Here is a 22,592-nt window from a genome sequence, read left to right on the forward strand (position 1 = left end):
TCAGGCTCTTCGCGCCGCGGGCTCCGTCCCCGGCCATCGAGGGGGAGCCCGACGGCCCTCAGGCATGCCCGCCACCGGTCATGTATTCAGGAGCGGTGTGGCCTTATACCCGGTTTATCTCCCCCGCCCGCCCACTCTAAACCCTGTTTGATGCCCCGGGCGACGGGGTAGTGTTTTTGGAGCAGGCAGATCAGCCCGGCAGGGAGGAATTCCATGAGATACGACGAGCTTATCGGGCAGGTTCGCGAGCGCGGCCGCCTGGATTCCCGGGAGGAGGCCGAGCGCGCCACCCGGGCGGTGCTCGAGACCCTGGGCGAGCGCCTGGCCGGCGGCGAGCCCCACGACCTGGCCTCTCAGCTCCCGCAGGAGCTTTAGGGATATCTGGAGCCGAAGACCGGCGAGGTGGAGAAGTTCTCCCTCGAAGAGTTCTTCAAGCGCGTGAGCGCCCGCGAGGGTGTGGACGAGCCTGAAGCGGTCTATCACGCCCGTGTCGTGATAGACATCCTCCAGGACGCGGTCACGGGAGGCGAGATCGAGGACATCCGCTCTCAGCTGCCTGAGGAGTACGCTCCCCTCTTCGAGGCCGGCAGCGAAGGCCAGATGTCTACCTGAGAAGCTGCTGCCGGAGACCACGACGCTCCCAAGCTGTGAGAAGGAGGCTTGCAGCCATAGGCTACGCATGTGAGATGGTCGAGACGTCCCCGGGAGCCACACCGGTCGAGACGGGCGTTCTGGCTGAGTAAACGAGGCCTGCCGCCCTGCCGGCGCACCTTCAGGGCTCTCTCCTCCCTACGCCGGTCAGGATCTCCCGAATGCGGAACGGGCCCCCGGTGTGTGGGGAGAGCGGTGGCGTCTTTAGTCCGGCTCCCTCCCGCAGGCCCTGCAGCAGGTCCAGGATCGCGTCGGCGGCGCTGCGCTGTGGCGTCCAGCCGAGTTCCTCCCTCGCGCGCGAGGTGTCCATGAGGGGTATGCTCAGGGCCATCTCCAGCCAGCCGGGCGAGACGGGCTGCAGGCGCATCTTCCAGGAGAGAAGTACCGCCGCCCGCGCCAGCGAGGGAGGGAACGGCACCGGCCGCGCGTTCAGGACGCGCCCGAGCTCGATGGCGTCCACCGGCGGCTCGGCCGCCAGGTTGAACGCTCCCCGCACCTCGCGCACTATCGCCCGGCGGAAGGCTTCGCCTACGTCGTAGGAGTGCACGACCTGCCCCCTCAGGTTCTCGATCGCGGGGACGACCGGGATCAGCTCCGGCCGCAGGAGCGGGCCCGGCAGAAACGGCCCGGCGAAGAGCCGCCTTATCCCGCTCGCCGCCTCGCGCTTGAACACCAGCGCCGGGCGCATCCTCACCACCCGCACGCCGGGAGCCTCCCGCTCGAAGCGGTCCAGCCGCCGCTCCACCTCTGCCTTGTGCACCGCGTAGTACGAGCCCGGTATGCCGCCCGGGGGCCAGCTCTCGTCCACCCGCCGGTCCTTCGGTCCGGGCGAATACGCCCCGACCGAAGAGGAGTACACCAGCGCCGGCACGCCCGCTTCCTTCGCGGCGCGCGCCGCCCGCATCGTCCCCTCCACGTTGACCATCCAGAGCTTGTTCAGGTCCCTGGAGGGCTGTATCAGCCAGGCAAGCAGCACCGCAGCATCGGCACCCCGGAAGTGCGGGGTGAGATCGTCCGTCGCCACATCCGCCGCGGCGAACTCGGTCTTCGGGAACTCCTGCTCGGGTAGCCGCCGGGCCAGGCCCAGGATGGAGTCCACCTCCGGTTCATCCTCCAGCGCCCGGATGATGCTCGTCCCGATGTTCCCGGTGGCTCCCACTATAACGACCCGCATGCCGCTCCCCTTACCCTTCCCGGGAGAAGCCGAAACCTGAGGACGTTCGGCCGGGAGTTTGCCGGGCCGGGCGTCTGGAGATAACAGAGGTAGGTAAGAGATGCAGGAGGCATTTACGACCCAGGAAGAAGGAGACCATGAGTAACGGACAGGTCGTCGTGATAACGGGAGCCTCGGCCGGGATCGGCCGGGCCACGGCCAGAGAGTTCGCCCGCCGGGGAGCCCGGGTGGGGCTCCTCGCCCGGGGCCGGCGGGGGCTTGAAGGGGCCGCCGGAGAGGTAGATGCCCTGGGCGGCCGGGCGCTGCCGGTACCGGCCGACGTCGCGGACGCCGCGGCGGTCGAGGAGGCAGCCCGGCGGGTGGAGGACGAGCTCGGTCCCATAGATGTCTGGGTGAACAACGCGATGGCGACCGTCTTCGCGCCGCTGGAAGCGGTGGAGCCGGAGGAGTTCCTCCGGGCGACCGAGGTCACCTACCTGGGCACGGTGCACGGGACGATGGCAGCCCTGCGGCGTATGAAACCGCGCGACCGCGGCACGATCGTGCAGGTAGGCTCGGCCCTCGCCTACCGCGGCATCCCGCTGCAGGCCGCCTACTGCGGGGCGAAGCACGCCGTGCAGGGCTTCACCGAGTCGCTGAGAGCGGAGCTGCTGCACGACGGGAGCGGCGTGCACGTCACGATGGTCCAGCTGCCGGCCGTCAACACCCCGCAGTTCTCCGTCTCGCGCACGAAGATGCCCCGCCACCCGCGCCCGGTCCCGCCCGTCTACCAGCCGGAGGTCGTGGCGGAGGCGATCGTGTGGGCCTCCGGGCAGCGCCGCCGGGAGGTGTACGTGGGCGCTCCCGCGGTGAAGACGATCCTCGGGAACAAGCTCTTCCCCGGCCTCGGGGACCGCTACCTGGCCCGCACGGGCTACGACGCGCAGCAGACGGAAGACCCCGTCCCGCCCGACCGGCCGGACAACCTGTTCGAACCGGTGGACAAAGACCTGGGCGCTCACGGCATCTTCGACGAAGAGTCGCGGGAGTGGAGCCCGCAGTTCTGGCTGACCAGAAACCGCCGATGGCTCGCGCTCGCCGGTGCGGCGGGCGCGGCCGGACTGGCCTACGCTCTCCGGGGCCGGTTATGAAAGAAGCGAGAGATACCAGGAGGAGCAGAACGTGAGCGAGAAGCCGAGCCCCACCCGGCCCTTCCGCGGGTACTCAGAGGAAGATGTCCCGCTGAGCTCCTACGCAGCGATCATGGGGGTGTTCAACCTCCTCTTCGCTCTGGCGCTGCTGGCGGCGAAGCGTTCCGGGCGCCCGCTCCCGGAGCGGATGGAGCTGCGGGACATGCTGCTTCTGGCCGCTGCGACACACAAGCTGAGCTGGCTGGTGACCAACGAGGTGGTGACCAGCCCGATCCGGGCGCCGTTCACCGAACTCCGGGAGGTAGAGAGCCCGACCCATGTGCGGGAGGAACCCCGCGGCGGGGGTCTCCGGCGCTCACTCGGCGAGCTGCTCACCTGCCACTTCTGCTTCGGGCAGTGGATCGCGGCCCTCCTCACCTACGGGCTCCTCTTCTTCCCGGCGGCGACGCGGCTCTTTGCCTCGATCTTCGCGATCCTGGCGATCACCGACCACCTGCACCAGCTCTACCAGGCCCTCGTCAAGCGGTCTTGAGCGGTTCCCGGACGAACATCCCTTCCCTCGAAGGCGACTGGCGGGTCGAGCGCCTGAGCGGAGCGCTGCCGCCGATGGCCGGCGTCGGCAAGCGCATCCGCGGCGACCGGGGCGAGACCAGGCTCGGCCCCTTGCCCGTCTGGCCCTTCCGGGTCGAGCGGCGCGGGGACCGCGTCGCCCTCGTCTATCGCCCTCCGTTCTCGCCGCTGGTCGATGAGCTGCGCCCGCAGCCGGACGGCTCCTGGCTCGGCCGCTCGACGCTGTTCGGGCGGGAGCTCGGAAGGTTCCGGCTGGTCCGGCAGGCGTAAAGCGGGATCTCGCCGGTGGACACCGGCTACGGCCAGAATCTCTCCCGCGGAGCGGGCGTTTCGGAGCAACCCGTGCGGGGAACGGAAGATCGCCGAAGGGTTCGCCCGCACAGGCATCCCCGGGACACGAGAGGAGCGTGAGAGCGTGGAGAAGAGAGTCGCGAGCTGGGAGAAGCTCAGGCAGGATACCCTGAAGCGGTTGGGACCGGAGGCCGTCTTCGGGGAGGGATCACCGGACGCCCGGGTAGCCATCGTCGGAGAGGCTCCGGGATACAACGAGGTCCGGCAGGGCCGGCCGTTCGTGGGCCGGGCCGGGAAGCTGCTGGACGAGCTGCTCGCGCAGTCCGGCATCGAGCGCGAGGAGGTCTATATCACCAACGTGGTCAAGATCCGGCCGACGCGCGAGAAGGGCGGCCGCACCAGCAACCGCCCGCCGCGGGTGGGCGAGATCCGGGAGGGCATGGAGGCGCTGCTGAAGGAGCTCGAACTCATAGAGCCCGAGGTGCTGATCCTGCTCGGCAACACCCCGGCCCGGGCGCTCGTCGGCAAGAGCTTCGCGATGACGAAGCACCGGGGCACTCTCTTCCGCTCGGTAACCGGCACCCCGGCGGTCGCCACCTTCCATCCGGCCTACCTGCTCCGCCAGGAGGGCGAGGACTACCGGCGCGTGCGCCGGCTCGTGCTGGAAGACCTGGCGGCCGCCCGGCGGGCGCTCGAAGAGGAGCCGGAGCTACATGAGCTGGAGTGAGGCCGGCCCGGTACGTCCGAGAACTCTCCCTCTGGGTATGGACCCGCTGCCGGTCGCCGTGGACCAGACCCTGCACTCCCTCTCCCTTCTGGCCGCAAGGCCGCTCCTCCTGCGCCGGTAGGTCACCCGATCTCCGTCGCCCGGCCGGCGGCCTCCTCCACCGCCTGCACGGATGCGCTCTGGTCCATCCCGGTGCTCCTGAGAATGTCCACTGCGGCCGACCGTACGTGCCCCACCAGCACGCTGACCGCGAGGTTGTGGGGCTCCTTGAGCGCGCGGGAGGCTCCCCGGGCGGCCTTCAGGGCGTAGCGGCGGGCCTCGGCCGGCCCCTCGGTCTCCTCCAGATAAGCGGCCAGCGCGGTCACCGCCCGGGCCAGGTCCCGCACCGCCTCCGGCACAACGGAGGGGACCCGCTCCCCCCGCCGGACGGCGTTGGCCGCGCCGCGGGCCAGCACGCGCCCGTTTATGACGGTCAGGTCTATCCTGGAACCTGCGGTCGCGTAGAGTTCGAGGTGCCGGAGCGCCCGGCGGCGGGTGGGTGAGATCCGGGCCGTGTCATGCCCTGCGGCCAGCGCCTCGCCGAAGTTCCTGACCCGCTCGTCGATCCTCCGGGCCCGCGCGAGCGCCTGCTCGGCCCGCTCGCGGTCGCTGCTCTCCAGCGCCGCCGCCACCTCCTCCAGCACGGCCCCGAGCTCGTCGAAGACGGGGCGCGCCGCCCGCTCCACCAGGCGCTCCGGGTTCACGGGGAACAGGTAGTTGACGGCCAGAGCCACCCCGCCGCCCACCAGGGCGTCGAAGAAGCGGTCGAACGCAAGCCCGTCCTCAGGATTCTCCAGCACCACCACCAGGAGCGCCGAGATGGCCGCCTGGTTCACCAGCAAAGGACCGCCCCCCACGAAGACCGCCGCGGCCATCGCCAGCAGCACCACGAGCCCGATCTGGGCCGCCCCCGTGCCGATGGCCAGTACGATCAGGTCGGCCACCATGAGTCCCACCGCCACCCCGAACGCTATCTCCACGGCCCGCCGCCCGCGCCGGCCGAGCGTCACGCTCAGCGTGACGACCGCGGCTATCGGGGCGAAGAACGGCCGCTCGTGACCGAGCAGGAAGACGGCCAGGAAGTACGCGGCGCTGGCCGCCAGAGTGGCCTGGATCACCAGCCAGCCGCTGGCCCGGAGGCGGTCCACTCCGGCAGAGAGACGGCGCCGGACCCCGCCCGAGAACCTCCCGAGACTCACGCAGCCCCGTACCCCGGCCGCCTCAGCCCTCGCCCGCGAATCCGAGAGAGCCGAACATGGAATCCTCGGCCCTTCGGGAGTCGAGGCGGACGTGCTGCACTACTATGGGCACACTCGACTCGATGAGGGCCGCGTAATCGGTGGCCATGGGTATCGCCTCGGGGTCTATCAGGTCGTTGAACCGCACGTGCCGGACCCGGCGCGCCCCGACCGTCAGGGTGTACGGCCCGACGGGATCGCGGTCCGTGTAGAAGATGGTTATCTGCAGGCTGGCCTCCTCGCCGGTGGCGTTGAGGATGCACAGCTCGTCGCGGCTGGTGAACTCGGGCTCGGGCCCGGTGGTGTGCGGCGGGATGCGCCCCGCGGGCACCGCCCAGACCCTGCTTCCTACTTCTCTCATCGCTGCCTCCTCACTCGCCGATCAGGATCTCGCGCAGGTAATCGTTGAGGAAGAGCCCTTCAGGGTCAAGGCGTTCGCGAACCTCCTGAAACCGGTCCCACATGGGGTAGAGAGGCCTCAGATCGTCGGCCTTCAGCGTGTGCTTCTTGCCCCAGTGCGGGCGGCCCTCGTAGGAGCGCAGGATCGGCTCCATGTCCGCGAAGTACTCCTCATGGGGCAGGGTGTTGTTCTGCAAGAGCGCTATCGTCATCGTGTCGCGTCCGTAGAAGGGGCTCAGGAAGCCGTCGTCTGCAGCAACCGTGCGGCAGAGCACGCGCCAGCCCACATACTGGCGGTGGCGCTCCTTGATGCGTTCGCGCACCTCCTGAAAACAATCGCGGAAGGCCCCGGCGGGGATCATGTACTGCATCTCGTCGAACTTCAGGTCGCGCTGCTCCGGGATGACCTCGAAGCTCCAGCCCTCCTCATCCTTGCGCAGCCCGCCGGCGGGCTGCAGCTCCCGGAAGAGCTCCTCGGGCTCCTCGCCGGGCGGGTTCATGACCCGGATCTGCGCTTCGTCGCGCCGGGGGTGCCAGTAAAAGTCGAAGTTGCGGTTCTCCTCGATGAGCCGGTCCAGGTTCGCCAGGCAGTCCTCCACGTGCACGCACCACTCGCGGCGCCTCAGCCTAAATGCCGGTACCAGACGCAGCCTGAGCTCGGTGAAGATGCCGAGCGCGCCCAGAGAGACCCGCGCGGCGTTCAACACGCCGGGATCGTCCTCGCCGACCTCCACGACGTCGCCGGAGGCGGTGACCATGCGGAAACCCGCCACCATGCTGGAGAAGTTGCCGAGATCCTTACCCGTCCCGTGCGTCCCCGTACCTACGACCCCCGCGAGAGCCTGGAAGTCCACGTCACCGTAGTTCTCCAGCGCCAGCCCGACCTCGTGCAGAGCGGGCCCGACATCCTGCAGCCCGGTGCCGGCCCGCAGGGTGGCCTCCCGCGCCTCCTCATCATGCGAGACCAGGCCCGTGATCCTCCGGAGCGAGACGAGTATATCGCCGGTGGCCACGATCGGGGTCGATGAGTGCCCCTCGCCGACCGGACGCACCGTGCGCCCCTCCTCCGCCGCCCGCCGGATGAGCTCGCAGAGCTCCTCCTCACTCTCCGGCTCCTCCACAACCCCGGGGGTGAACCTGAGGCTGCCGGACCAGTTCACCCACTCTTTGCGCTCTTCTTGCCGCATGGCTCTTGCCCTCCTTCCTCCGGAAGTTTCCTGCACGAAGAAGCCGATAACAAGCCCCACGACGCTGGCAACGAAACCCGGGACCCGCCACTCCCTCTCCGACAATCCGGCCCGCGCCTGCCCATCCGCAACCTCGCACCACCTCCTGTGAAGATCGCCACCAGACTCCGGGGCAAAGGACGGCAATAAAGGCAGCGGAGGCCGCCTCTGACAGCCTCCACCCGCACACATCTATTCCCTTGTTCTGTAAACGCTGCTTAGGCCCCCGTCCGGCCCCGTGAGGACCGGGTCTCTCCGGGATCTCTCCCTCGCGTGTTTGGATTCTTCTACCCGCAGCGCTCCACCGGCAAACTCTCCAGGACGCCACACCGGAGGCTCATGTCTGCAAAGTTCACCTCCGGAGGTGAAAAGGAGGGAATACAATTGCATCCGGTTCTGGATATCGTCTATAAAACGGTGTCGTCGGGCAACCGCTCCACAGACGGTGGCCCTAAAACCACCGGAGCGCCAGCCGCATGAGAGAAGGTCACCCCGCTGAAGCGCCGCTCCACCTCCCCGCGATACCAGACAGCCTCCTCTACGGCTTCAGGACGACCTTGATACAGCCGTCCTCTTTCTTCTGGAACATCTCGTAGCCGCGCGGGGCCTCATCGAGCGGCAGCTTGTGGGTGGCAAGATCCTCCACTCCCAAGGGGTCGTCCTCGCCGGTGAGCAGCGGCAGGATGTCGTCCACCCACCGCTTGACGTGCGCCTGGCCCATGCGGATCTGCACGCCCTTGTCGAAGAGGTCCATCATCGGGAAGGGGTCGGCCTGCCCTCCGTAGACCCCGATGATAGAGACGGTCCCGCCCCGGCGCACCGTCTCTATCGACTGGTAGAGGGCCGAGAGCCGGTCCACCCCCGTCCGCTCGATCAGAGAGGCGGCTACCTGGTCCGGCAGCATCCCGGCGGCCTTCTGGGCGAGCTCTCCGAACGGGGCGCCGTGGGCCTCCATGCCGACCGCGTCGATCACCGAGTCCGGCCCGCGCCCGCCGGTGAGCTCCTTGATGGCATCCGCGACGTTGTCGTAGTCGTTGTAGTCCAGCACCTCCACACCGTGGCGGCGCGCCATCTCCAGCCTCTCCGGAACCAGGTCTACGCCGAACACCCTCTCTGCACCCCGGTGCCGCGCAACGCGGGTGCAGAACTGCCCGACCGGTCCCAGCCCGTAGACCGCCACGCTCCCGCCCTCGGGGATGTCGGCGAACTCTACCGCCTGCCAGGCGGTCGGCAGGATGTCGGAGAGGTAGAGAAAGCGCTCGTCCGGCGGTCCCTCCGGCACCTTTATCGGACCGAAGTGCGCCTGAGGCACCCGCAGGTACTCCGCCTGCCCGCCCGGCACCTGTCCGTAGAGCTTGGTGTAGCCGAAGAGGGCCGCGCCCTTGCCGTACTCCCTAACCTGTGTCGTCTCGCACTGGGCGTACAGAGCGCGGTCGCACATGAAACAGTGCCCGCAGGAGATGTTGAACGGTATCACCACCCGGTCGCCGGGGGAGATGTACTCTACCTCAGATCCTACCTCCTCGACGATGCCCATCGGCTCGTGCCCGAGAACGTCGCCCTCCTCGATCCACATGCCGAGCACCCCGTAGAGGTGCAGGTCCGAGCCGCAGATGGCCGTGGAGGTGATCCTGACTATGGCGTCGGTGGGTTCCTGGATGGCCGGATCGGGCACCGTATCTACCCGCACGTCCTCCTTGCCGTGCCACGCTACTGCTTTCATCGTCTCCTCCAGAGGTCGGGTGAGCCTGCCCGTGATCTACCCGGCGCCCGGGGCACTGTAAACCCTGGCTTGCTCCGAGCTTCGTCTCGTTCTCCCGTTCGGAACTCCCGCGCTTCTCCCTCGCCCGAGACGGCAGTACCCAGCGCTCCTGCCCGGAGTCTCGGCGGCAGCCCCGGCGCGGGTGGAGTGCCGGGCGGCTTCTCCGCCTCCGTTTGAAACCTCAACCGGCAGGGAACGGAAGCTACCGGAGGGTATTCTGAAGCTGTACGAGCAGTCCTGGAAGCGGAGGATCTCGATGAAACCCATCTTCAACCGTGGCCGGGGAAGCGAGCCGTCGCCCCGGCGGCACCCTACCGAGAAGTCCGGCGGAGAGGCTCCCCCGTACTCCCCGGAGCCTGCGGAATGAGCGCCGGCGAACCGCGCCGGCGCTACCCGCCCATCTCCTCCTACGGTTTCCTCTCGGACACGCACACCGCCGCGCTCGTCGGGCCGGACGCAGCGGTAGAGTGGTTCTGTGTGCCGCGCTTTGACGCTCCGAGCATCTTCGCCCGCATGCTCGACCGCGAGCGCGGCGGAGCCTTCGAACTGAGCGTGGAGGGCGCAGACCGTCCCGCGCAGCGCTACCTCGGCGACACCCTGGTGCTCGAGAGCCGCTTCGAGGGCCGGACGGGAGCGGCCGTGGCGTTCGACTTCCTCGCGGTGCGCCGGGTAGCCGGCGACGAGCTGGCGGCCGGGCACATCCTCGTCCGGCTGGTGCGCTGCGAGTCGGGCTCGGTGCGCGTGCGGGCTGGGATCGACGCCCGCCCCGGCTATGGAGCGGAGGAGATCGAGTGGCAGAGAAGGGATCGAAACTTGTGGCGGGCCGCGGACCCGGAGCTCTGGGTCTCTAGCGATGCTCCGCTGGAGCTTGAGGGAAGCCGGCTCTCGGCAGAGGCCGAGCTGCGCGAGGGCGAGGCGGCCGCCTTCGCCCTCGGCTACGCCGGCGAGCCTCCCCGCTCCGTGGACGCGGATGCCGCCGGGAGCCTGCTGGAGCAGACGTGCCGGGCGTGGCAGGAGTGGGCCGGGCACTGCCGCTATGACGGGGTGGCGCGCGAGGCGGTCGTGCGCAGCGCGCTGGTGCTGCGCGGGCTGGCCTTCGACGAGACCGGGGCTCTGGTTGCGGCGCCCACCACCTCACTGCCCGAGGAGCTCGGCGGCGAGCGCAACTGGGACTACCGCTTCACCTGGCACCGTGACGCGTCGCTCCTGGTTCTGGCCCTCTTCCGCCTGGGCTATGAAGAGGAGGGCCGCCGCTACATGGACTTCCTCCTCTCGCAGTGCACCGTACGCCGCGACCGGCTCGCCCCGATGGCCGGCATCGGCGGTGAGCCGGAGAGCGAGGAGCGGACGCTGGACCACCTGGAGGGCTACGCCAGCTCGCGCCCCGTGCGTACCGGCAACGAGGCCTACGAGCAAGTACAGCTCGACACCTACGGCCACGTCCTCGACGCCGCCTTCGTCTACCGGGAGCTGACCGGAGACCTTGCTCCAGAGCACTGGCCCGTCCTGCAGCGGCTCGTGGATCTGGTCTGCGAGCGCTGGCGGGAGCCCGACCACGGCGTGTGGGAGATCCGGGTCGAAAAACGCCAGCACACCTACTCGAAGATGATGGCCTGGGTCTGCCTGGACCGCGGCATCCGGCTGGCGGAGATGCTGGAGGACACCGAGGCGCCGCTCGAACGCTGGCGCAGGGCCCGGGAGGAAGTCTACCGGGACGTCCTTGAACGCGGCTACGATAAAGAGCGGGGAGCTTTCACGCAGGTCTACGGGGAGCGGCCGCTGGATGCGGCGGTGCTTCACGCCCCGCTGATGGGGTTCCTGCCGGGAGACGACCCGCGGATGATCTCAACGATCGACCGGCTGATCGAAGAGCTCGGCGCGGGCGAGGCGCTCCTCTACCGCTACGACACCACCCGGGTAGACGACGGGGTTCCGGGCCACGAGGGAGCCTTCCTGATGTGCTCGTTCGACCTCGTCTCGGCACTGGTGCTCGCCGGCCGCGTCGAGGAGGCCAGGCGCCGGTTCGAGTGGCTGCTGGAACACGCAAGCCCGCTGGGTCTCTTTTCGGAGGAGCTCTCGCCGGATGGCGAAGCTTTGGGCAACTACCCCCAGGCCTTCACCCACCTGGCCCTCATCGAGGCGGCCATGAACCTGGACGCGGCCGGGAACCGGGAAGCCCTGCACGCCTGGGCCGCCGAGCGGTCCGCGGAGAGCGGGGCTAGCTCCACTTCACAGCGTAGCGGCCGCCGCGCTCCTCGATGAAGTCGTCGAGCCGTTCGAGGGGTAGCGGGCCGGTATCCTGCGCTTGAGGTCCGGGTTGTAGCGGGCGAAGGTGGCGATCTCATCGTAGGACTCCGACTCATCCAGGTGGCGCTCCAGCAGTTCCGCCGAGGGCTCCTTGTTGACCGTCGGCCCCTACAGCCAGGCCGCCTGAGAGTCGGCCAGCCCGTGCACCAGCACCACAGGACGGAGACCCAGCGCCAGGAGAGCCGGCTGCACGAGCGTCTGGAGGCTCTCGGAGCCGACACTCCGGCCCGTAAGGAGGCTCAGACCATCGGCAGCGCGCTGCTCAAGGGCGCAGCAGACCGGCTCCGCACCGACAAGCCGGGCAAGAACGCAAGAGACGGCTACGTAACGGAACACATGGAGATAGCTTCCTGCGAACTGCTGGAGCGCCTCGCCAACCGGGCCGGAGACACGGAGACGGCCGAAGTCGCGCGCACTAACCGCGCCGAAGAGGAGGAGATGGCGCGCAAGATAGCCGCCGACTGGGACAGAGGTTCCCGAACCTCACGTCAAAAGAGGCAGGAATAGAAGGCGGAGGCTGCCAGGACCCGGTACAAGCGGGCCGGATCTCACCAGAGAGAGGAAGCACTATGAGCGACGACAGAGAGCGGCGTCCGGACCCCCGGGAGGCAGATCCCGTGCAGTCGCTCCGCCCCGGCGCGGAACGCCGAGGCGTGGCAACCACGATACACCGTGAGCCTCCCGGTCCTCCGGCGCGCGGTCAGCCCGAAGCCGTACGTGACGTTCGAAGTCTGATAGGCTCCCCGGCCCGGCGGGAGAGTAATGTGTTTCGCTTCTCTGCAGGAGGGGTAAGAAGCGCTTCCAGTCAGAGAGAGTAGATCGCCAGAGGGGACATAGATGATGAGAGCCGCTCATCTGATCGGAGGCAACGCAAAAGGACTCGCCCCGGCAGGCACAGCCCCCGGGGTGTTCTTAGCTAACTAGACGGACGAGTATCCCGGCAACATGCGCATACTCGGGATCAACGCCGTCTTTCACGACCCGGCCGCCGCCCTGGTTATGGACGGCGAGATAGTCGCCGCCGCCGAAGAGGAGCGCTTCAGCCGGCGCAAGCACGGCAAACCCCCGGTCCCCTTCGCTGCCTGGGAGCTGCCCGAACGCGCGGCCGCCTGGTGCCTGGAGCGCGCCGGCCTCTCCCCGGCCGAGCTCGACGCCGTGGCCTACTCCTACGACCCGAAGCTCGCACCGCCGGTCGCCGGGGACATCACCGCAGACAACTGGGAGCCGCTGCGCACGCTCTACGCCCGGCGCGCGCCCCTCTTCCTGCGCGCCGCGCTGCCGGGCCTGGACCCGGGCCGGGTCCGTTTCGTCCCGCACCACGTCGCTCACGCGGCCTCGGCCTACCTCTCCGCCCCGACCCCCTCCTCCAGCGTACTGGTAATAGACGGGCGCGGCGAGCGGGCCACCCACCTGGCCGGCCGGGTCGTGGAGGGGAATCTGGAAGTCCTGGCCAGCCAGCGGCTCCCCCACTCTTTAGGCCTTATGTACGAGGAGCTTACGGCCCACCTGGGCTTCAGGCGCTCTTCAGACGAGTACAAGGTGATGGCCATGGCCTCCTACGGCGAGCCGCGCCACCTGCCGGCCTTGCGGAACCTGGTCCGCACCACCGGAGACGGCGGCTTCCGGATGGGTGAGATCCGGTGGGAGGAGTTCGCTCCGCGCCGCACCGCGGACGAGGAGTGGACCCGGGAGCACGCCGACCTGGCCGCGAGCGTCCAGCGCCGCCTGGAGGAGGTGCTGCTGGACCTGATCCGCTGGCTGCACGAGCAGACCGGCGACCGGGACCTGACCATGGCTGGCGGCGTCGCCCTCAACTGCGTCGCCAACTCCCGGCTCGCCGAGGAAGGCCCCTTCGAGCGCATCTGGGTGCAGCCCGCCGCCGGAGACGCCGGAACGGCGCTCGGAGCCGCCCTGTACCTGGCGCGCGAGCTCGGAGACCGCATCCGGCCGATGCGGTCCGCGGCCCTGGGCCGCGAGTGGTCCGACGCCGAGCTCGAAGGCTGGCTCCGGCGGGCGAAGCTGAACTACGAGCGCCCCGCGGATATAGCTGAGGCCGTCGCCGGGATACTCGCAAGCGACGGTGTGGTCGCCTGGTTTCAGGGCCGCAGCGAGTGGGGCCCGCGGGCTCTGGGACACCGGAGCCTGCTCGCCAACCCGGCCCGTCCGGAGAACCTGGAGCGCATGAACGACATCAAGGGCCGGGAGCAGTTCCGGCCCGTAGCGCCTATGGTGCTGGCCGAGCGGGCGGCCGGGATCTTCGCCGGCCCGCTGCCGAGCCCGTACATGCTCTTCACCCACCGGGTGCGCAAGGACTGGCGGGAGCGCATCCTGGCCGTCGTGCACGTGGACGGCACGGCCCGCATCCAGACCGTGGACCGCCGGGACGAGCCCCTGGTCGCCCGCATGCTGGAGGCCTTCGAGCGCCGCACGGGCCTGCCGGTCGTCATCAACACGAGCCTGAACACCGCCGGACGCCCGATGGTGGACGACCCGCGCGACGCCCTGGAGTGCTTCGGCTCCGCCCCGGTAGACGCCCTGGCCCTCGGCCCCTTCCTGGTGCGCCGGGCGAGCTTCGCCGGAGGCACCGGTTGAGCGCTCCGGCGGCAGACATCGTCATACCCACCTGCGGCCGCCCGCAGCTGCGGGAGCTCCTCCGGGCGCTCGCAGCCGGGAGCGAGCAGCCCCCCGGCCGCATCCTCGTCGTGGACGACCGGAAGCGGACCTCCGGTCCACTCCCCCGGCCCCCGCGAAAGCTGCGCGAGCGGGTCGAGGTGATCCGCGGCCCCGCGCGCGGTCCCGCCGCCGCGCGCAACGCCGGTTGGCGGGCGTCGGGGGCGGACTGGATCGCCTTCCTGGACGACGACGTCATCCCGCACCCCGACTGGGCGGCCCGGCTCGCCCGGGACATTCAGGACCTCGGCCCCGAGGTCGCCGCCAGCCAGGGCCGCGTCCGGGTCCCGCTGCCGGAGAACAGGCCCCCCACCGATTGGGAGCGCAACGTCTCCGGCCTCGAAGGGGCGGCCTGGATCACGGCGAACATCGCCTACCGCCGGGCCGTGCTGGAGGAGGTCGGCGGCTTCGACGAGCGCTTCCCCCGCGCCTACCGGGAGGACGCCGATCTGGGCCTGCGCGTCACGCGCCGGGGCTACCGCATCGTGCGCGGGGAGCGGATCGTGGATCATCCCGTGCGCCCGGCCGGCCCGCTGGCGAGCGTCCGCCTGCAGGCCGGCAACGCCGACGACGCGCTCATGTGGGCGCTGCACGGCTCCGGGTGGCGGGAGCGGGCCGGAGCCCCAAAAGGCCGCCGGAAGATGCACCTGCTCACCACGGCCCTCGGTTTTCTGGGGATCGCCGGGGCTCTCGCCAACCGCCGGAAGCTCGGCCTCCTGGGCGCCGCCGGCTGGCTGGCCGCCACGGCCGAGTTCGCCGCCCGGCGCATCGCCCCCGGCCCCCGCACCCTGCCGGAGGTAATGGCGGTGCTGCTGAGCAGCGCCCTGATCCCGCCGGCCGCCGCGCTGTGGTGGCTGTGGGGCCTGGCCCGCCTGCCGGCGCTGCTCGGGGACGCCGGGCGGGCCCCGCTCCCGAACGGCGGCCCCCCGCGGGCCGTCCTCTTCGACCGGGACGGCACCCTAATCGTAGACGTCCCGTACAACGGGGACCCCGCCCGCGTTATCCCCATGCCAGGAGCCCGGGAGGCGCTGGAGAGATTGCGGAGCGCCGGCGTGCGGCTCGGGGTAGTCACCAACCAGAGCGGGATCGGGCGCCGGCTGCTGAGCCGGGAGCAGGTCGCCGCCGTCAACCGCCGCGTCGAGGAGCTGCTCGGCCCCTTCGAGGCGTGGGCCGTCTGCCCGCACGCTCCGGAGGACCGGTGCGCCTGCCGCAAGCCGGCTCCGGCCATGATCCTGCAGGCCACAGAAGACCTCGGCGTGGAACCGGGCCGCTGCGCCGTGGTCGGAGACATCGGCTCCGACGTGGAGGCCGCCCGGGCCGCCGGGGCCCGGGCCGTGCTCGTCCCCACCGGCCGCACCCGGCCCGAGGAGGTGCGCGCGGCTCCGGAGGTCGCGCCGGACCTGCGCTCCGCCGTGGAGCTGCTCCTGAACGGGAGCGCGCGATGAGCGGGCACGCCCTCGTCTGCCGGCTGGACAACGCGGGCGACGTCCTGCTGCAGGGACCGGCGATCCGGGCCGTGGCCGCCGCTTCGGAGAGGGTCACGATGCTCTGCGGCCCGCAGGGCCGGGCCGCTGCCGAACTGCTGCCGGGGGTGGACGAGGTCATCGTCTACGACGCCCCCTGGGTGGCCTTCGAGCCCTGCCCCCTGGACCGGGAGGAGACCCTGTCCCTGGTGGACCGGATCTCCGGTCTCGGCGCGGACCGGGGGATCATCTTCACCTCGTTTCACCAGAGCCCGCTCCCGCTGGCACTCCTGCTGCGCCTCGCCGGAGTCCCCTACCTCGCCGCGACCAGCGTAGACTACCCGGGCTCGCTGCTCGACGTGCGGCACCGCATCTCCGACAGCGTGCACGAGGTGGAGCGCTCGCTCTCGCTCGCAGAGAGCGCGGGCTACCGGCTCCCGCCCGGAGACTCCGGGCGGCTGGCGGTCCGCCGCCCGGCCCGCGGCCACCCGCTCCCCTTCGGCAGCGAGCCGTACGTAGTCGTGCACCCCGGCGTCTCCGTCCCGGCCCGCGCCTGGCCGCCCGCGCGCCACGCAGAGCTGGTGGACGAGCTCGTGCAGCGGGGCTGGCGGGTCGCCGTGACCGGCGCTCCGGGCGAGCGGGAGCTCACCGCGCGGGTGGCGGGCGCCGAGCGGCCGGAGGTTGCGGACCTGGGCGGGAGGACCACCCTCGCGGAGCTCGCCGAGGTGATCGCGGGGGCCGCGGCGATCGCGGTCGGGAACACCGGCCCGGCCCACCTGGCGGCCGCGGTGGGAACGCCGGTCGTCTCGCTCTTCGCCCCGACCGTCCCGGCAGTGCGCTGGCGGCCGTGGCGCGTGCCGCACGCGCTGCTGTACCGCGACGTGCCGTGCGCCGGCTGCCGGGCGCGCCGGTGCCCGGTGGAGGGCCACCCGTGCCTCTCGGGCGTCACCGCCGGGGAGGTCCTCAAAAGCATCGAGCGCCTCGCGCGGGTGAGGGAGGAGGTGGCCGGGTGAGGATCTTCCTCTGGCACGTGCACGGCTCCTGGACGACGAGCTTCGTCCACGGCGGGCACGAGTACCTGATCCCGGTACTGCCCGGCCGGGGGCCGGACGGGCGGGGCCGGGCCGAGACCTACACCTGGCCCGCCTCGGCGGTGGAGGTGACACCGGAGGAGGCCCGGGAGGCGGAGGTGGACGTGGTTATACTGCAGCGGCCGCACGAAGAAGAGCTGGCCGCGCGGTGGCTCGGCCGCCGGCCCGGCCGGGACCTCCCGGCCGTCTACGTGGAGCACAACGCCCCGCAGGGACGCATCAACGAGATGCGCCACCCGGCAGCCGGCCGGCCGGAGCTCACGCTGGTGCACGTCACACACTTCAACGCCCTCTTCTGGGACGCCGGGGACACCCCGGCACGGGTCGTGGAGCACGGCATCGTGGACCCCGGATACCGCTACACCGGCGAGCTGCCGCGCGCCGCGGTCGCCATCAACGAGGCACGCCGGCGGTGGCGGGTCACAGGGACGGACCTGATCTCCCGCCTGGAGGTCCCCTTCGACCTCTTCGGGATAGACGCCGGGACGCTGGGCGGGATCGAGAACCCGCCGCAGGAGGTGCTGCACCGGGAGATGGCCCGCAGGAGGGTCTACCTGCACCCGGTCCGGTGGACCTCACTCGGGCTCTCCCTGCTGGAGGCGATGCACCTGGGGATGCCCGTCGTGGCCCTCTCCACGACCGAGGTCCCGGAGGCCGTCCCGCCCGGCGCGGGGGTCGTCACCAACCGGATGGATGATCTGCGGAGCGCTCTGCGCCGCTATCTGGAGGACCCGGATGCGGCCCGCGCGGCCGGCAGGGCCGCGCGGGAGGCCGCCCTGGAGCGCTACGGCCTCGCGCGGTTCCTGGCCGACTGGGACCGGGTGCTGGAAGAAGCCGTCTCGAGAAGGAAGGTGATCTGAGCCGGTGAGAGAGTTGCGGGACCCAGGAGGTGTGCCCCGGATGAAGGTAGCGATGGTGTCCGAGCACGCGAGCCCGCTCGCCACCGTGGGCGGGGTGGACGCGGGAGGCCAGAACGTCCACGTCGCTTCGCTTGCCCACTCGCTGGCGCGCCGGGGAGCGGAGGTCGTGGTCTACACCCGCCGCGACGCCCCGGACCTCCCCCGCCGCGTGCGGTTCGCTCCCGGGGTGATCGTCGAGCACCTGGACGCCGGTCCCCCGGCCCCCATTCCCAAAGATCTGCTGCTGCCCTACATGGACGAGTTCGCCGGGGAGCTGGAGCGCTCGCTCAAACCCTTCCGGCCGGACGTGATCCACTCCCACTTCTGGATGAGCGGGCGGGCGGCGCTCGCAGCGGCCGGCGGCGTCCCCGTCGTGCACACCTACCACGCTCTGGGCACCGTCAAGCGCCGCCATCAGGGAGACCGGGACACGAGCCCCGAAGAGCGCATCCCCACCGAGCGGGAGATAGGCCGCTCGGCCGGCCGCATCCTGGCGACCTGTACCGACGAGGTCTTCGAACTGGCGCGCCTGGGAGTTCCCCTGGAACGGATCTCGGTCGTCCCCTGCGGTGTGGACCTGAAGCTCTTCCGCCCGGACGGGCCGGCGGAGGAAGCTCCGGCGGCCCGCCACCGGCTGGTCGTGGTCGGCCGGCTGGTGGAGCGCAAGGGGGTAGGCAACGTCGTCTCGGCCCTCGCCGGGATCCCGGATGCCGAACTCGTCGTGGCCGGAGGCCCGGACGCCCCAGATCTCGACCGGGACCCCGAAGCCCGGCGGCTGCGGCGGCTGGCGGCGTCCCTCGGAGTAGAAGACCGCGTCCACCTCCGGGGCCGGATGGCGCGGGAGGAGATCCCGCCGCTCCTGCGCTCCGCCGACGTCGTGGTCTGCGTACCCTGGTACGAGCCGTTCGGTATCGTTCCTTTAGAGGCGATGGCCTGCGGCGTGCCCGTGGTCGCCTCGGCCGTGGGGGGCCTCCTGGACTCGGTCGTGGACGGCGTGACGGGTCTCCACGTGCCACCCCGCTCTCCGGAGCGCCTAGCCGAGACCGTCCGCGAGCTGCTCGCGGACCCCGCCCGGCGCCGGGCGCTCGGGGCCGCCGGAGTCCTCAGAGCCCAGACCCGCTACGGCTGGTCCAGGATCGCGGCCGAGACCCTGGAGGTCTACCGCGAGCTCCTGAACCGGTCCCCCGCCCGCAGAGAGGAGGTTCTCCGGTGAGCCGCGAGCTTCTCACCGGCCGGGCCCACCTGGCCGCTCTCGCAGAGGCCCTGGCCGGCTTCGAATCCGAGGTGGACCGCATCGAGGGCTGGGGCCGCCACCTCGCGCGCGTCCTGCTGAGCGGCGGGAGGCTGCTCGCCGCCGGCAACGGCGGGAGCGCCGCCCACGCCCAGCACCTCACGAGCGAGCTCGTGGGCCGCTATCGGGACGACCGCCCGGCCTTCTCCGCCCTGGCCCTGCACGCCGAGGGCTCGAGCCTCACGGCGATCACCAACGACTACGGGGCAGAAGAGGCCTTCGCCCGCCAGGTCCGGGCGCACGGCCGGCCGGGGGACGTGCTGGTCGCCCTCTCCACCTCCGGCGGCAGCCCCAACGTGCTGGCCGCCGCCGCAGCGGCCCTGCAGTGCGAGATGACCGTCTGGGCCCTGACCGGCCGCTACCCGAACCCGCTCGCGCGCCTGGCGCACGACGCCCTGTGCATTCCGGCCCCGGCGACGGCGACTGTGCAGGAGGTCCACCAGGTCGCCGTGCACCTGATCTGCGCCGCCGTGGACGCGGCCGTCGGCGTCTCCTCCCCCGCCGCCCGGGAGGCCGCCCGGTGAGCCGCCGCATCGCGGTCGTCGGGGACGCGCTGCTGGACCGGGATGTGGAGGGCCGGGTGGAGCGCGTCTGCCCCGACGCCCCGGCCCCGGTCGTGGACGAGCTGGAGCGCCGCTCGCGGCCCGGCGGCGCGGGCCTCGCCGCCACTCTCGCCGCCCGCGACGGGCACCGGGTCACGCTCGTGACGGCCCTGGCCGGAGACGCCGCGGGCCGCGAGCTCGCAGCGCTGTTGGAAGGGTTCGGGGTCGGGGTCGTGGACCTGGGGCTCCGCGGCCGCACCCCGGAGAAGATCCGGGTCCGCTGCGGCGGGCAGACCCTCCTCCGGCTGGACCGCGGGGGCGCCCCCGGCGAGCCCGGCCGGCCGGCCGAAGAGGCCCGGCGGGCGCTGGAGAGCGCGGACGCCGTGCTCGTTGCGGACTACGGACGCGGAATCACCGCCGGAGAGCAGCTGAGAGAGCTTCTCTCCCGGCTGGCCCCGGACGTCCCGGTGATCTGGGACCCGCACCCGCGCGGGGCGCAGCCGGTACCCGGCGTACGCCTGGCGACCCCGAACCGGGACGAGGCCGCCCGCCTGACGCCCGGCATCGAGGACCCGGCAGAGTCCGCCGCCCGGCTCGCCGCCCGGTGGCGGGCCGGCGCGGTGGCCGTGACGCTCGGGAGCTCCGGCGCCGTGCTCGCCACCCGCTCCAAAGAGCGGCTCACCCTCCCCGCACCCCCGGTCTCCCCGACCGACGTGTGCGGGGCCGGGGACAGGTTCGCCGCCGCAGCGGCGGCGCTCCTCGCCGGAGGCGCCCCGCTCGAGGAGGCGGTCTCCGGAGCCGTGGTCTCGGCCTCCGGGTTCGTCGCGGCCGGCGGGGCCGGGTCAGTAATTCCTGCCGGAGACTCCGTTCCCGAGGATCTCGCTGGGCGCGTGCGGGAGCGCGGCGGGACGGTGGTGGCCGCGGGGGGCTGCTTCGACCTGCTGCACGCCGGGCACGTGCGCATGCTGGAGCGGGCGCGCCGGTTGGGAGACTGCCTCATCGTGCTGCTAAACTCCGACGCCTCGGTGCGGCGCATCAAGGGCGCGGACCGGCCGCTCGTCGGCGAGGAGGACCGGGCCGCGGTGCTGCGCGCGCTGGGGTGCGTGGATGCGGTGCTGGTCTTCGACGAGGACACCCCGGAACGGGCCCTCAGGCGCATCCGGCCCCACGTCTTCGCCAAGGGCGGAGACTACCGGCCCGAAGAGCTGCCCGAGGCGCGCGTGCTCGAGGAGTGGGGCGGCCGGGTCGAGATCCTGCCCTACGTCGAGGGCCGCTCGACGACGCGCCTGATTCGGGAAGCCATCAGCCGGAGCGAAACCGCCCCGTGAAGACGCTCGTGATCCTGCGGGCCTTGGGGCTGGGCGACCTGCTCACGGCCGTGCCCGCCCTGCGGGCGCTCGCGCGCGCCTATCCGGACCACCGCCGGGTGCTGGCCGCGCCGCGGTCGCTCGCCCCGCTCGTCGCCCTGATCGGGGCCGTAGACGGGCTAGAAGATACCGCCCCCCTGGCCCCGCTCTCCCCCGTCCTGCGCGGGGCGAGCCTCGCTGTGAACCTGCACGGCTGCGGCCCGCAGAGCCACCGGGTCCTGCTGGACTCCCGGCCGCAGCAGATGATCTCCTACCGCAACCCCGCCGTCCCCGAGAGCGCGGGCGGGCCAAAGTGGTGCGAGGAGGAGCACGAGCGGGTACGCTGGTGCCGCCTGCTCGAAGAATCCGGCATCCCGGCCGATCCGGACGATCTGGAGCTGCGCGACCCGCCCCCGGCTCCGCCCGAGATCCGCGGCGCCACCCTGATACACCCCGGAGCGGCGAGCCCCGCCCGCCGGTGGCCGCCCGGACGGTGGGCGGCCGTTGCGCGCGCCGAGCGCCGGAAGGGTCGGCGCGTGCTCCTCACCGGGAGCGCAGATGAGGTGCACCTCGCCCGCGAGATCGCCCGCGAAGCGGGGCTGCCGCCCAGGGCGGTCCTCGCCGGCCGCACGGACCTCGCCGCGCTCGCCGCGCTGGTGGCTGGCGCGGGCCGGGTGCTCTCGGGGGACACGGGGATCGCGCACCTGGCAACCGCGCTGCGTACCCCCTCGGTAGTGCTCTTCGGCCCGACCTCACCGGACAGGTGGGGACCGCCGCCCGAAAGACCCTGGCACCGGGTGCTCTGGCGCGGTACTACGGGCGACCCGCACGCCGGTCGCCCGGACCCGGGCCTGCTCGCCATACAGGTTGCGGAGGTGCTGGCGGCACTCGAAGAGCTACCCGAGCGGGCGGCGGTCTAAGACCCGTCCAGAGCCCGCAGGCTCCGCTCGACGTGCGGCGGAACGGCCCGGCGGCGGCGCATCAGGCCGGGTGCTCCCAGCAGAGCGTCCGCCACGCCCCGGGCCGACACGCCGCCGCGCGGCAGGGCCGCCAGCACCCGCAGGGTACGGCGGGCCGCGACCGGGAGCGGCCGCCGGAGCCAGAGGAACCAGAGGGCGTTGCGGGTCGCGGTGCGCCGCCGCTCGCGCGCGTCGCGCAGGGCGGAGGGGTAGTGATGAACCGTGAGCTCTTCAACGTACCTCACCCCCCAGCCCGCGGCGGCGAGGTCCGCGGCCAGAAACTCCTCCTCTCCCCCCACCCCGAGCCCGGGAATGAAGCCCCCGGCCTGCAGGTAAGCCTGGCGCCGGACAGCGGCGGCGCAGGCCAGGAAACCCAGTACCGGACGCCCCGGAAGGTCCGGCCTGTCCTCCGGCAGCGGGCTCTCCCGCATCCCGGCGCAGATAGGGTCCTCCCGCTCTTCGGGTCCCACCAGTATGCGGGCCGCCACCAGCCCGAGGCGCGGGTGCGCATCCAGAAGATCGGCCGCACGCGCCAGTGCGCCGGGCTCCCACCAGGAGTCGTCGTCGGCGAACGCCACGTAGGGAGCCCGCACTGCCCGGACGCCCACCGTGCGGGCCGCGGCTCCGAGGTTTCTCTCCAGCGGGATCACCCGCACCTGCGGGTACGCATCCGGCACGGCCTCCGGCGTACCGTCGGTGGAGGCGTTGTCCACCACGGCGATCTCCGGCCGCTCGGGCAGCGCTACGAGGCGCCCGAGCGAGCGGAGCAGCTCTTCCCGCCGGTTGCGGGTCGCCACCACGACGGCCATCCGGCCGT

General features: G+C 71.6%; 21 protein-coding genes and 1 pseudogene. 16 read left to right on the forward strand and 6 right to left on the reverse strand.

Annotation, left to right across the window (positions count from 1 at the left end):
• The first annotated feature begins 213 nt into the window (after window positions 1–213).
• Window positions 214–612 (forward strand): annotated as a pseudogene (locus tag E0L93_RS16300) (DUF2267 domain-containing protein).
• Window positions 613–772: 160 nt separating this feature from the next.
• Here the strand turns inward: E0L93_RS16300 and E0L93_RS08890 are convergent.
• Entirely contained in the window at window positions 773–1,825 is a 1,053-nt protein-coding gene (locus E0L93_RS08890; protein WP_132691041.1) for an NAD-dependent epimerase/dehydratase family protein, read from the reverse strand.
• A 137-nt stretch (window positions 1,826–1,962) separates the two neighbouring features.
• On the opposite strand from E0L93_RS08890, the gene E0L93_RS08895 reads away from it, so the two are divergent.
• The 5 genes from E0L93_RS08895 to E0L93_RS16455 all read left to right on the forward strand — a co-directional run bounded on the left by E0L93_RS08895 (window position 1,963) and on the right by E0L93_RS16455 (window position 4,664).
• Window positions 1,963–2,955 (forward strand): SDR family oxidoreductase, encoded by a 993-nt coding sequence (locus tag E0L93_RS08895; protein WP_132691043.1) that lies wholly within the window; start codon window positions 1,963–1,965, stop codon window positions 2,953–2,955.
• Window positions 2,956–2,986: 31 nt separating this feature from the next.
• A complete protein-coding gene (locus tag E0L93_RS08900) occupies window positions 2,987–3,487 on the forward strand; it encodes a DUF1360 domain-containing protein (RefSeq protein WP_132691045.1) in 501 nt (166 codons plus the stop codon).
• The gene (locus tag E0L93_RS08905; protein WP_132691047.1) at window positions 3,484–3,795 is read left to right on the forward strand and encodes a hypothetical protein; all 312 of its coding nucleotides are present in this window, start codon (window positions 3,484–3,486) and stop codon (window positions 3,793–3,795) included. The genes E0L93_RS08900 and E0L93_RS08905 overlap by 4 nt, the downstream gene beginning before the upstream one ends.
• A gap of 145 nt (window positions 3,796–3,940) precedes the next feature.
• Window positions 3,941–4,543, forward strand: coding sequence for a uracil-DNA glycosylase (locus tag E0L93_RS08910; protein ID WP_165874268.1), 603 nt, complete (start codon window positions 3,941–3,943; stop codon window positions 4,541–4,543).
• Complete coding sequence (locus E0L93_RS16455; protein ID WP_279387468.1) at window positions 4,530–4,664, forward strand: hypothetical protein; 135 nt, start codon at window positions 4,530–4,532, stop codon at window positions 4,662–4,664. Before E0L93_RS08910 ends, E0L93_RS16455 begins: the two co-directional genes overlap by 14 nt.
• Before the next feature lies 1 nt (window position 4,665).
• On the opposite strand, the gene E0L93_RS08915 is transcribed toward E0L93_RS16455, so the two are convergent.
• The 4 genes from E0L93_RS08915 to E0L93_RS08930 all read right to left on the reverse strand — a co-directional run bounded on the left by E0L93_RS08915 (window position 4,666) and on the right by E0L93_RS08930 (window position 9,168).
• Entirely contained in the window at window positions 4,666–5,781 is a 1,116-nt protein-coding gene (locus tag E0L93_RS08915) for an FUSC family protein (RefSeq protein WP_132691051.1), read from the reverse strand.
• A gap of 22 nt (window positions 5,782–5,803) precedes the next feature.
• Complete coding sequence (locus E0L93_RS08920) at window positions 5,804–6,181, reverse strand: sensory rhodopsin transducer (RefSeq protein WP_132691053.1); 378 nt, start codon at window positions 6,179–6,181, stop codon at window positions 5,804–5,806.
• Window positions 6,182–6,191: 10 nt separating this feature from the next.
• Complete coding sequence (locus E0L93_RS08925; RefSeq protein WP_132691055.1) at window positions 6,192–7,406, reverse strand: D-arabinono-1,4-lactone oxidase; 1,215 nt, start codon at window positions 7,404–7,406, stop codon at window positions 6,192–6,194.
• A gap of 577 nt (window positions 7,407–7,983) precedes the next feature.
• Window positions 7,984–9,168: a zinc-dependent alcohol dehydrogenase gene (locus tag E0L93_RS08930; protein ID WP_132691057.1), complete on the reverse strand. Its 1,185-nt coding sequence runs from the start codon at window positions 9,166–9,168 to the stop codon at window positions 7,984–7,986.
• 402 nt (window positions 9,169–9,570) lie between these two features.
• Here E0L93_RS08930 and E0L93_RS08935 point away from each other — a divergent pair, with 402 nt between their 5' ends.
• From E0L93_RS08935 to E0L93_RS08980, 10 genes are all read left to right on the forward strand, one after another.
• On the forward strand, window positions 9,571–11,469 hold the full coding sequence (locus tag E0L93_RS08935) for a glycoside hydrolase family 15 protein (RefSeq protein WP_132691059.1): 1,899 nt from the start codon (window positions 9,571–9,573) through the stop codon (window positions 11,467–11,469).
• Between the two features lie 186 nt (window positions 11,470–11,655).
• Window positions 11,656–12,021, forward strand: a complete 366-nt coding sequence (locus tag E0L93_RS08940; protein WP_165874269.1) for a DUF892 family protein — start codon at window positions 11,656–11,658, stop codon at window positions 12,019–12,021.
• 438 nt (window positions 12,022–12,459) lie between these two features.
• Entirely contained in the window at window positions 12,460–14,106 is a 1,647-nt protein-coding gene (locus tag E0L93_RS08945; protein ID WP_132691063.1) for a carbamoyltransferase family protein, read from the forward strand.
• On the forward strand, window positions 14,103–15,629 hold the full coding sequence (locus E0L93_RS08950) for an HAD-IIIA family hydrolase (protein WP_132691065.1): 1,527 nt from the start codon (window positions 14,103–14,105) through the stop codon (window positions 15,627–15,629). The genes E0L93_RS08945 and E0L93_RS08950 overlap by 4 nt, the downstream gene beginning before the upstream one ends.
• Window positions 15,626–16,660, forward strand: coding sequence for a glycosyltransferase family 9 protein (locus tag E0L93_RS08955; protein WP_132691067.1), 1,035 nt, complete (start codon window positions 15,626–15,628; stop codon window positions 16,658–16,660). The genes E0L93_RS08950 and E0L93_RS08955 overlap by 4 nt, the downstream gene beginning before the upstream one ends.
• Window positions 16,657–17,598, forward strand: coding sequence for a glycosyltransferase (locus tag E0L93_RS08960; protein WP_132691069.1), 942 nt, complete (start codon window positions 16,657–16,659; stop codon window positions 17,596–17,598). Before E0L93_RS08955 ends, E0L93_RS08960 begins: the two co-directional genes overlap by 4 nt.
• 40 nt (window positions 17,599–17,638) lie before the next feature.
• Window positions 17,639–18,850 (forward strand): glycosyltransferase, encoded by a 1,212-nt coding sequence (locus tag E0L93_RS08965; RefSeq protein WP_132691071.1) that lies wholly within the window; start codon window positions 17,639–17,641, stop codon window positions 18,848–18,850.
• Window positions 18,847–19,452 carry a D-sedoheptulose-7-phosphate isomerase gene (locus E0L93_RS08970; protein ID WP_132691073.1) on the forward strand — a complete coding sequence of 202 codons (606 nt, stop codon included), beginning with the start codon at window positions 18,847–18,849 and terminating at the stop codon, window positions 19,450–19,452. The genes E0L93_RS08965 and E0L93_RS08970 overlap by 4 nt, the downstream gene beginning before the upstream one ends.
• Entirely contained in the window at window positions 19,449–20,798 is a 1,350-nt protein-coding gene (gene rfaE2, locus E0L93_RS08975; RefSeq protein WP_243638166.1) for a D-glycero-beta-D-manno-heptose 1-phosphate adenylyltransferase, read from the forward strand. The genes E0L93_RS08970 and rfaE2 overlap by 4 nt, the downstream gene beginning before the upstream one ends.
• On the forward strand, window positions 20,795–21,736 hold the full coding sequence (locus tag E0L93_RS08980) for a glycosyltransferase family 9 protein (protein ID WP_132691075.1): 942 nt from the start codon (window positions 20,795–20,797) through the stop codon (window positions 21,734–21,736). Before rfaE2 ends, E0L93_RS08980 begins: the two co-directional genes overlap by 4 nt.
• Here the strand turns inward: E0L93_RS08980 and E0L93_RS08985 are convergent.
• A complete protein-coding gene (locus E0L93_RS08985) occupies window positions 21,733–22,584 on the reverse strand; it encodes a glycosyltransferase family 2 protein (RefSeq protein WP_132691344.1) in 852 nt (283 codons plus the stop codon). The two genes, E0L93_RS08980 and E0L93_RS08985, sit on opposite strands and share 4 nt — an antisense overlap.
• Window positions 22,585–22,592: the final 8 nt, after the last annotated feature.

Origin of the sequence: Rubrobacter taiwanensis (assembly GCF_004337705.1) — a bacterium.
Lineage (GTDB): Bacteria > Actinomycetota > Rubrobacteria > Rubrobacterales > Rubrobacteraceae > Rubrobacter_C > Rubrobacter_C taiwanensis.

What these genes read in the sequence shown, in the direction of transcription:
- E0L93_RS08890 (WP_132691041.1), bottom strand. Translation starts at nt 1,825, where the DNA reads ATGCGGGTCGTTATAGTGGGAGCCACCGGGAACATCGGGACGAGCATC.
- E0L93_RS08895 (WP_132691043.1), top strand. Translation starts at nt 1,963, where the DNA reads ATGAGTAACGGACAGGTCGTCGTGATAACGGGAGCCTCGGCCGGGATC.
- E0L93_RS16455 (WP_279387468.1), top strand. Translation starts at nt 4,530, where the DNA reads ATGAGCTGGAGTGAGGCCGGCCCGGTACGTCCGAGAACTCTCCCTCTG.
- E0L93_RS08920 (WP_132691053.1), bottom strand. Translation starts at nt 6,181, where the DNA reads ATGAGAGAAGTAGGAAGCAGGGTCTGGGCGGTGCCCGCGGGGCGCATC.
- E0L93_RS08925 (WP_132691055.1), bottom strand. Translation starts at nt 7,406, where the DNA reads ATGCGGCAAGAAGAGCGCAAAGAGTGGGTGAACTGGTCCGGCAGCCTC.
- E0L93_RS08930 (WP_132691057.1), bottom strand. Translation starts at nt 9,168, where the DNA reads ATGAAAGCAGTAGCGTGGCACGGCAAGGAGGACGTGCGGGTAGATACG.
- E0L93_RS08935 (WP_132691059.1), top strand. Translation starts at nt 9,571, where the DNA reads ATGAGCGCCGGCGAACCGCGCCGGCGCTACCCGCCCATCTCCTCCTAC.
- E0L93_RS08945 (WP_132691063.1), top strand. Translation starts at nt 12,460, where the DNA reads ATGCGCATACTCGGGATCAACGCCGTCTTTCACGACCCGGCCGCCGCC.
- E0L93_RS08955 (WP_132691067.1), top strand. Translation starts at nt 15,626, where the DNA reads ATGAGCGGGCACGCCCTCGTCTGCCGGCTGGACAACGCGGGCGACGTC.
- E0L93_RS08965 (WP_132691071.1), top strand. Translation starts at nt 17,639, where the DNA reads ATGAAGGTAGCGATGGTGTCCGAGCACGCGAGCCCGCTCGCCACCGTG.
- E0L93_RS08985 (WP_132691344.1), bottom strand. Translation starts at nt 22,584, where the DNA reads ATGGCCGTCGTGGTGGCGACCCGCAACCGGCGGGAAGAGCTGCTCCGC.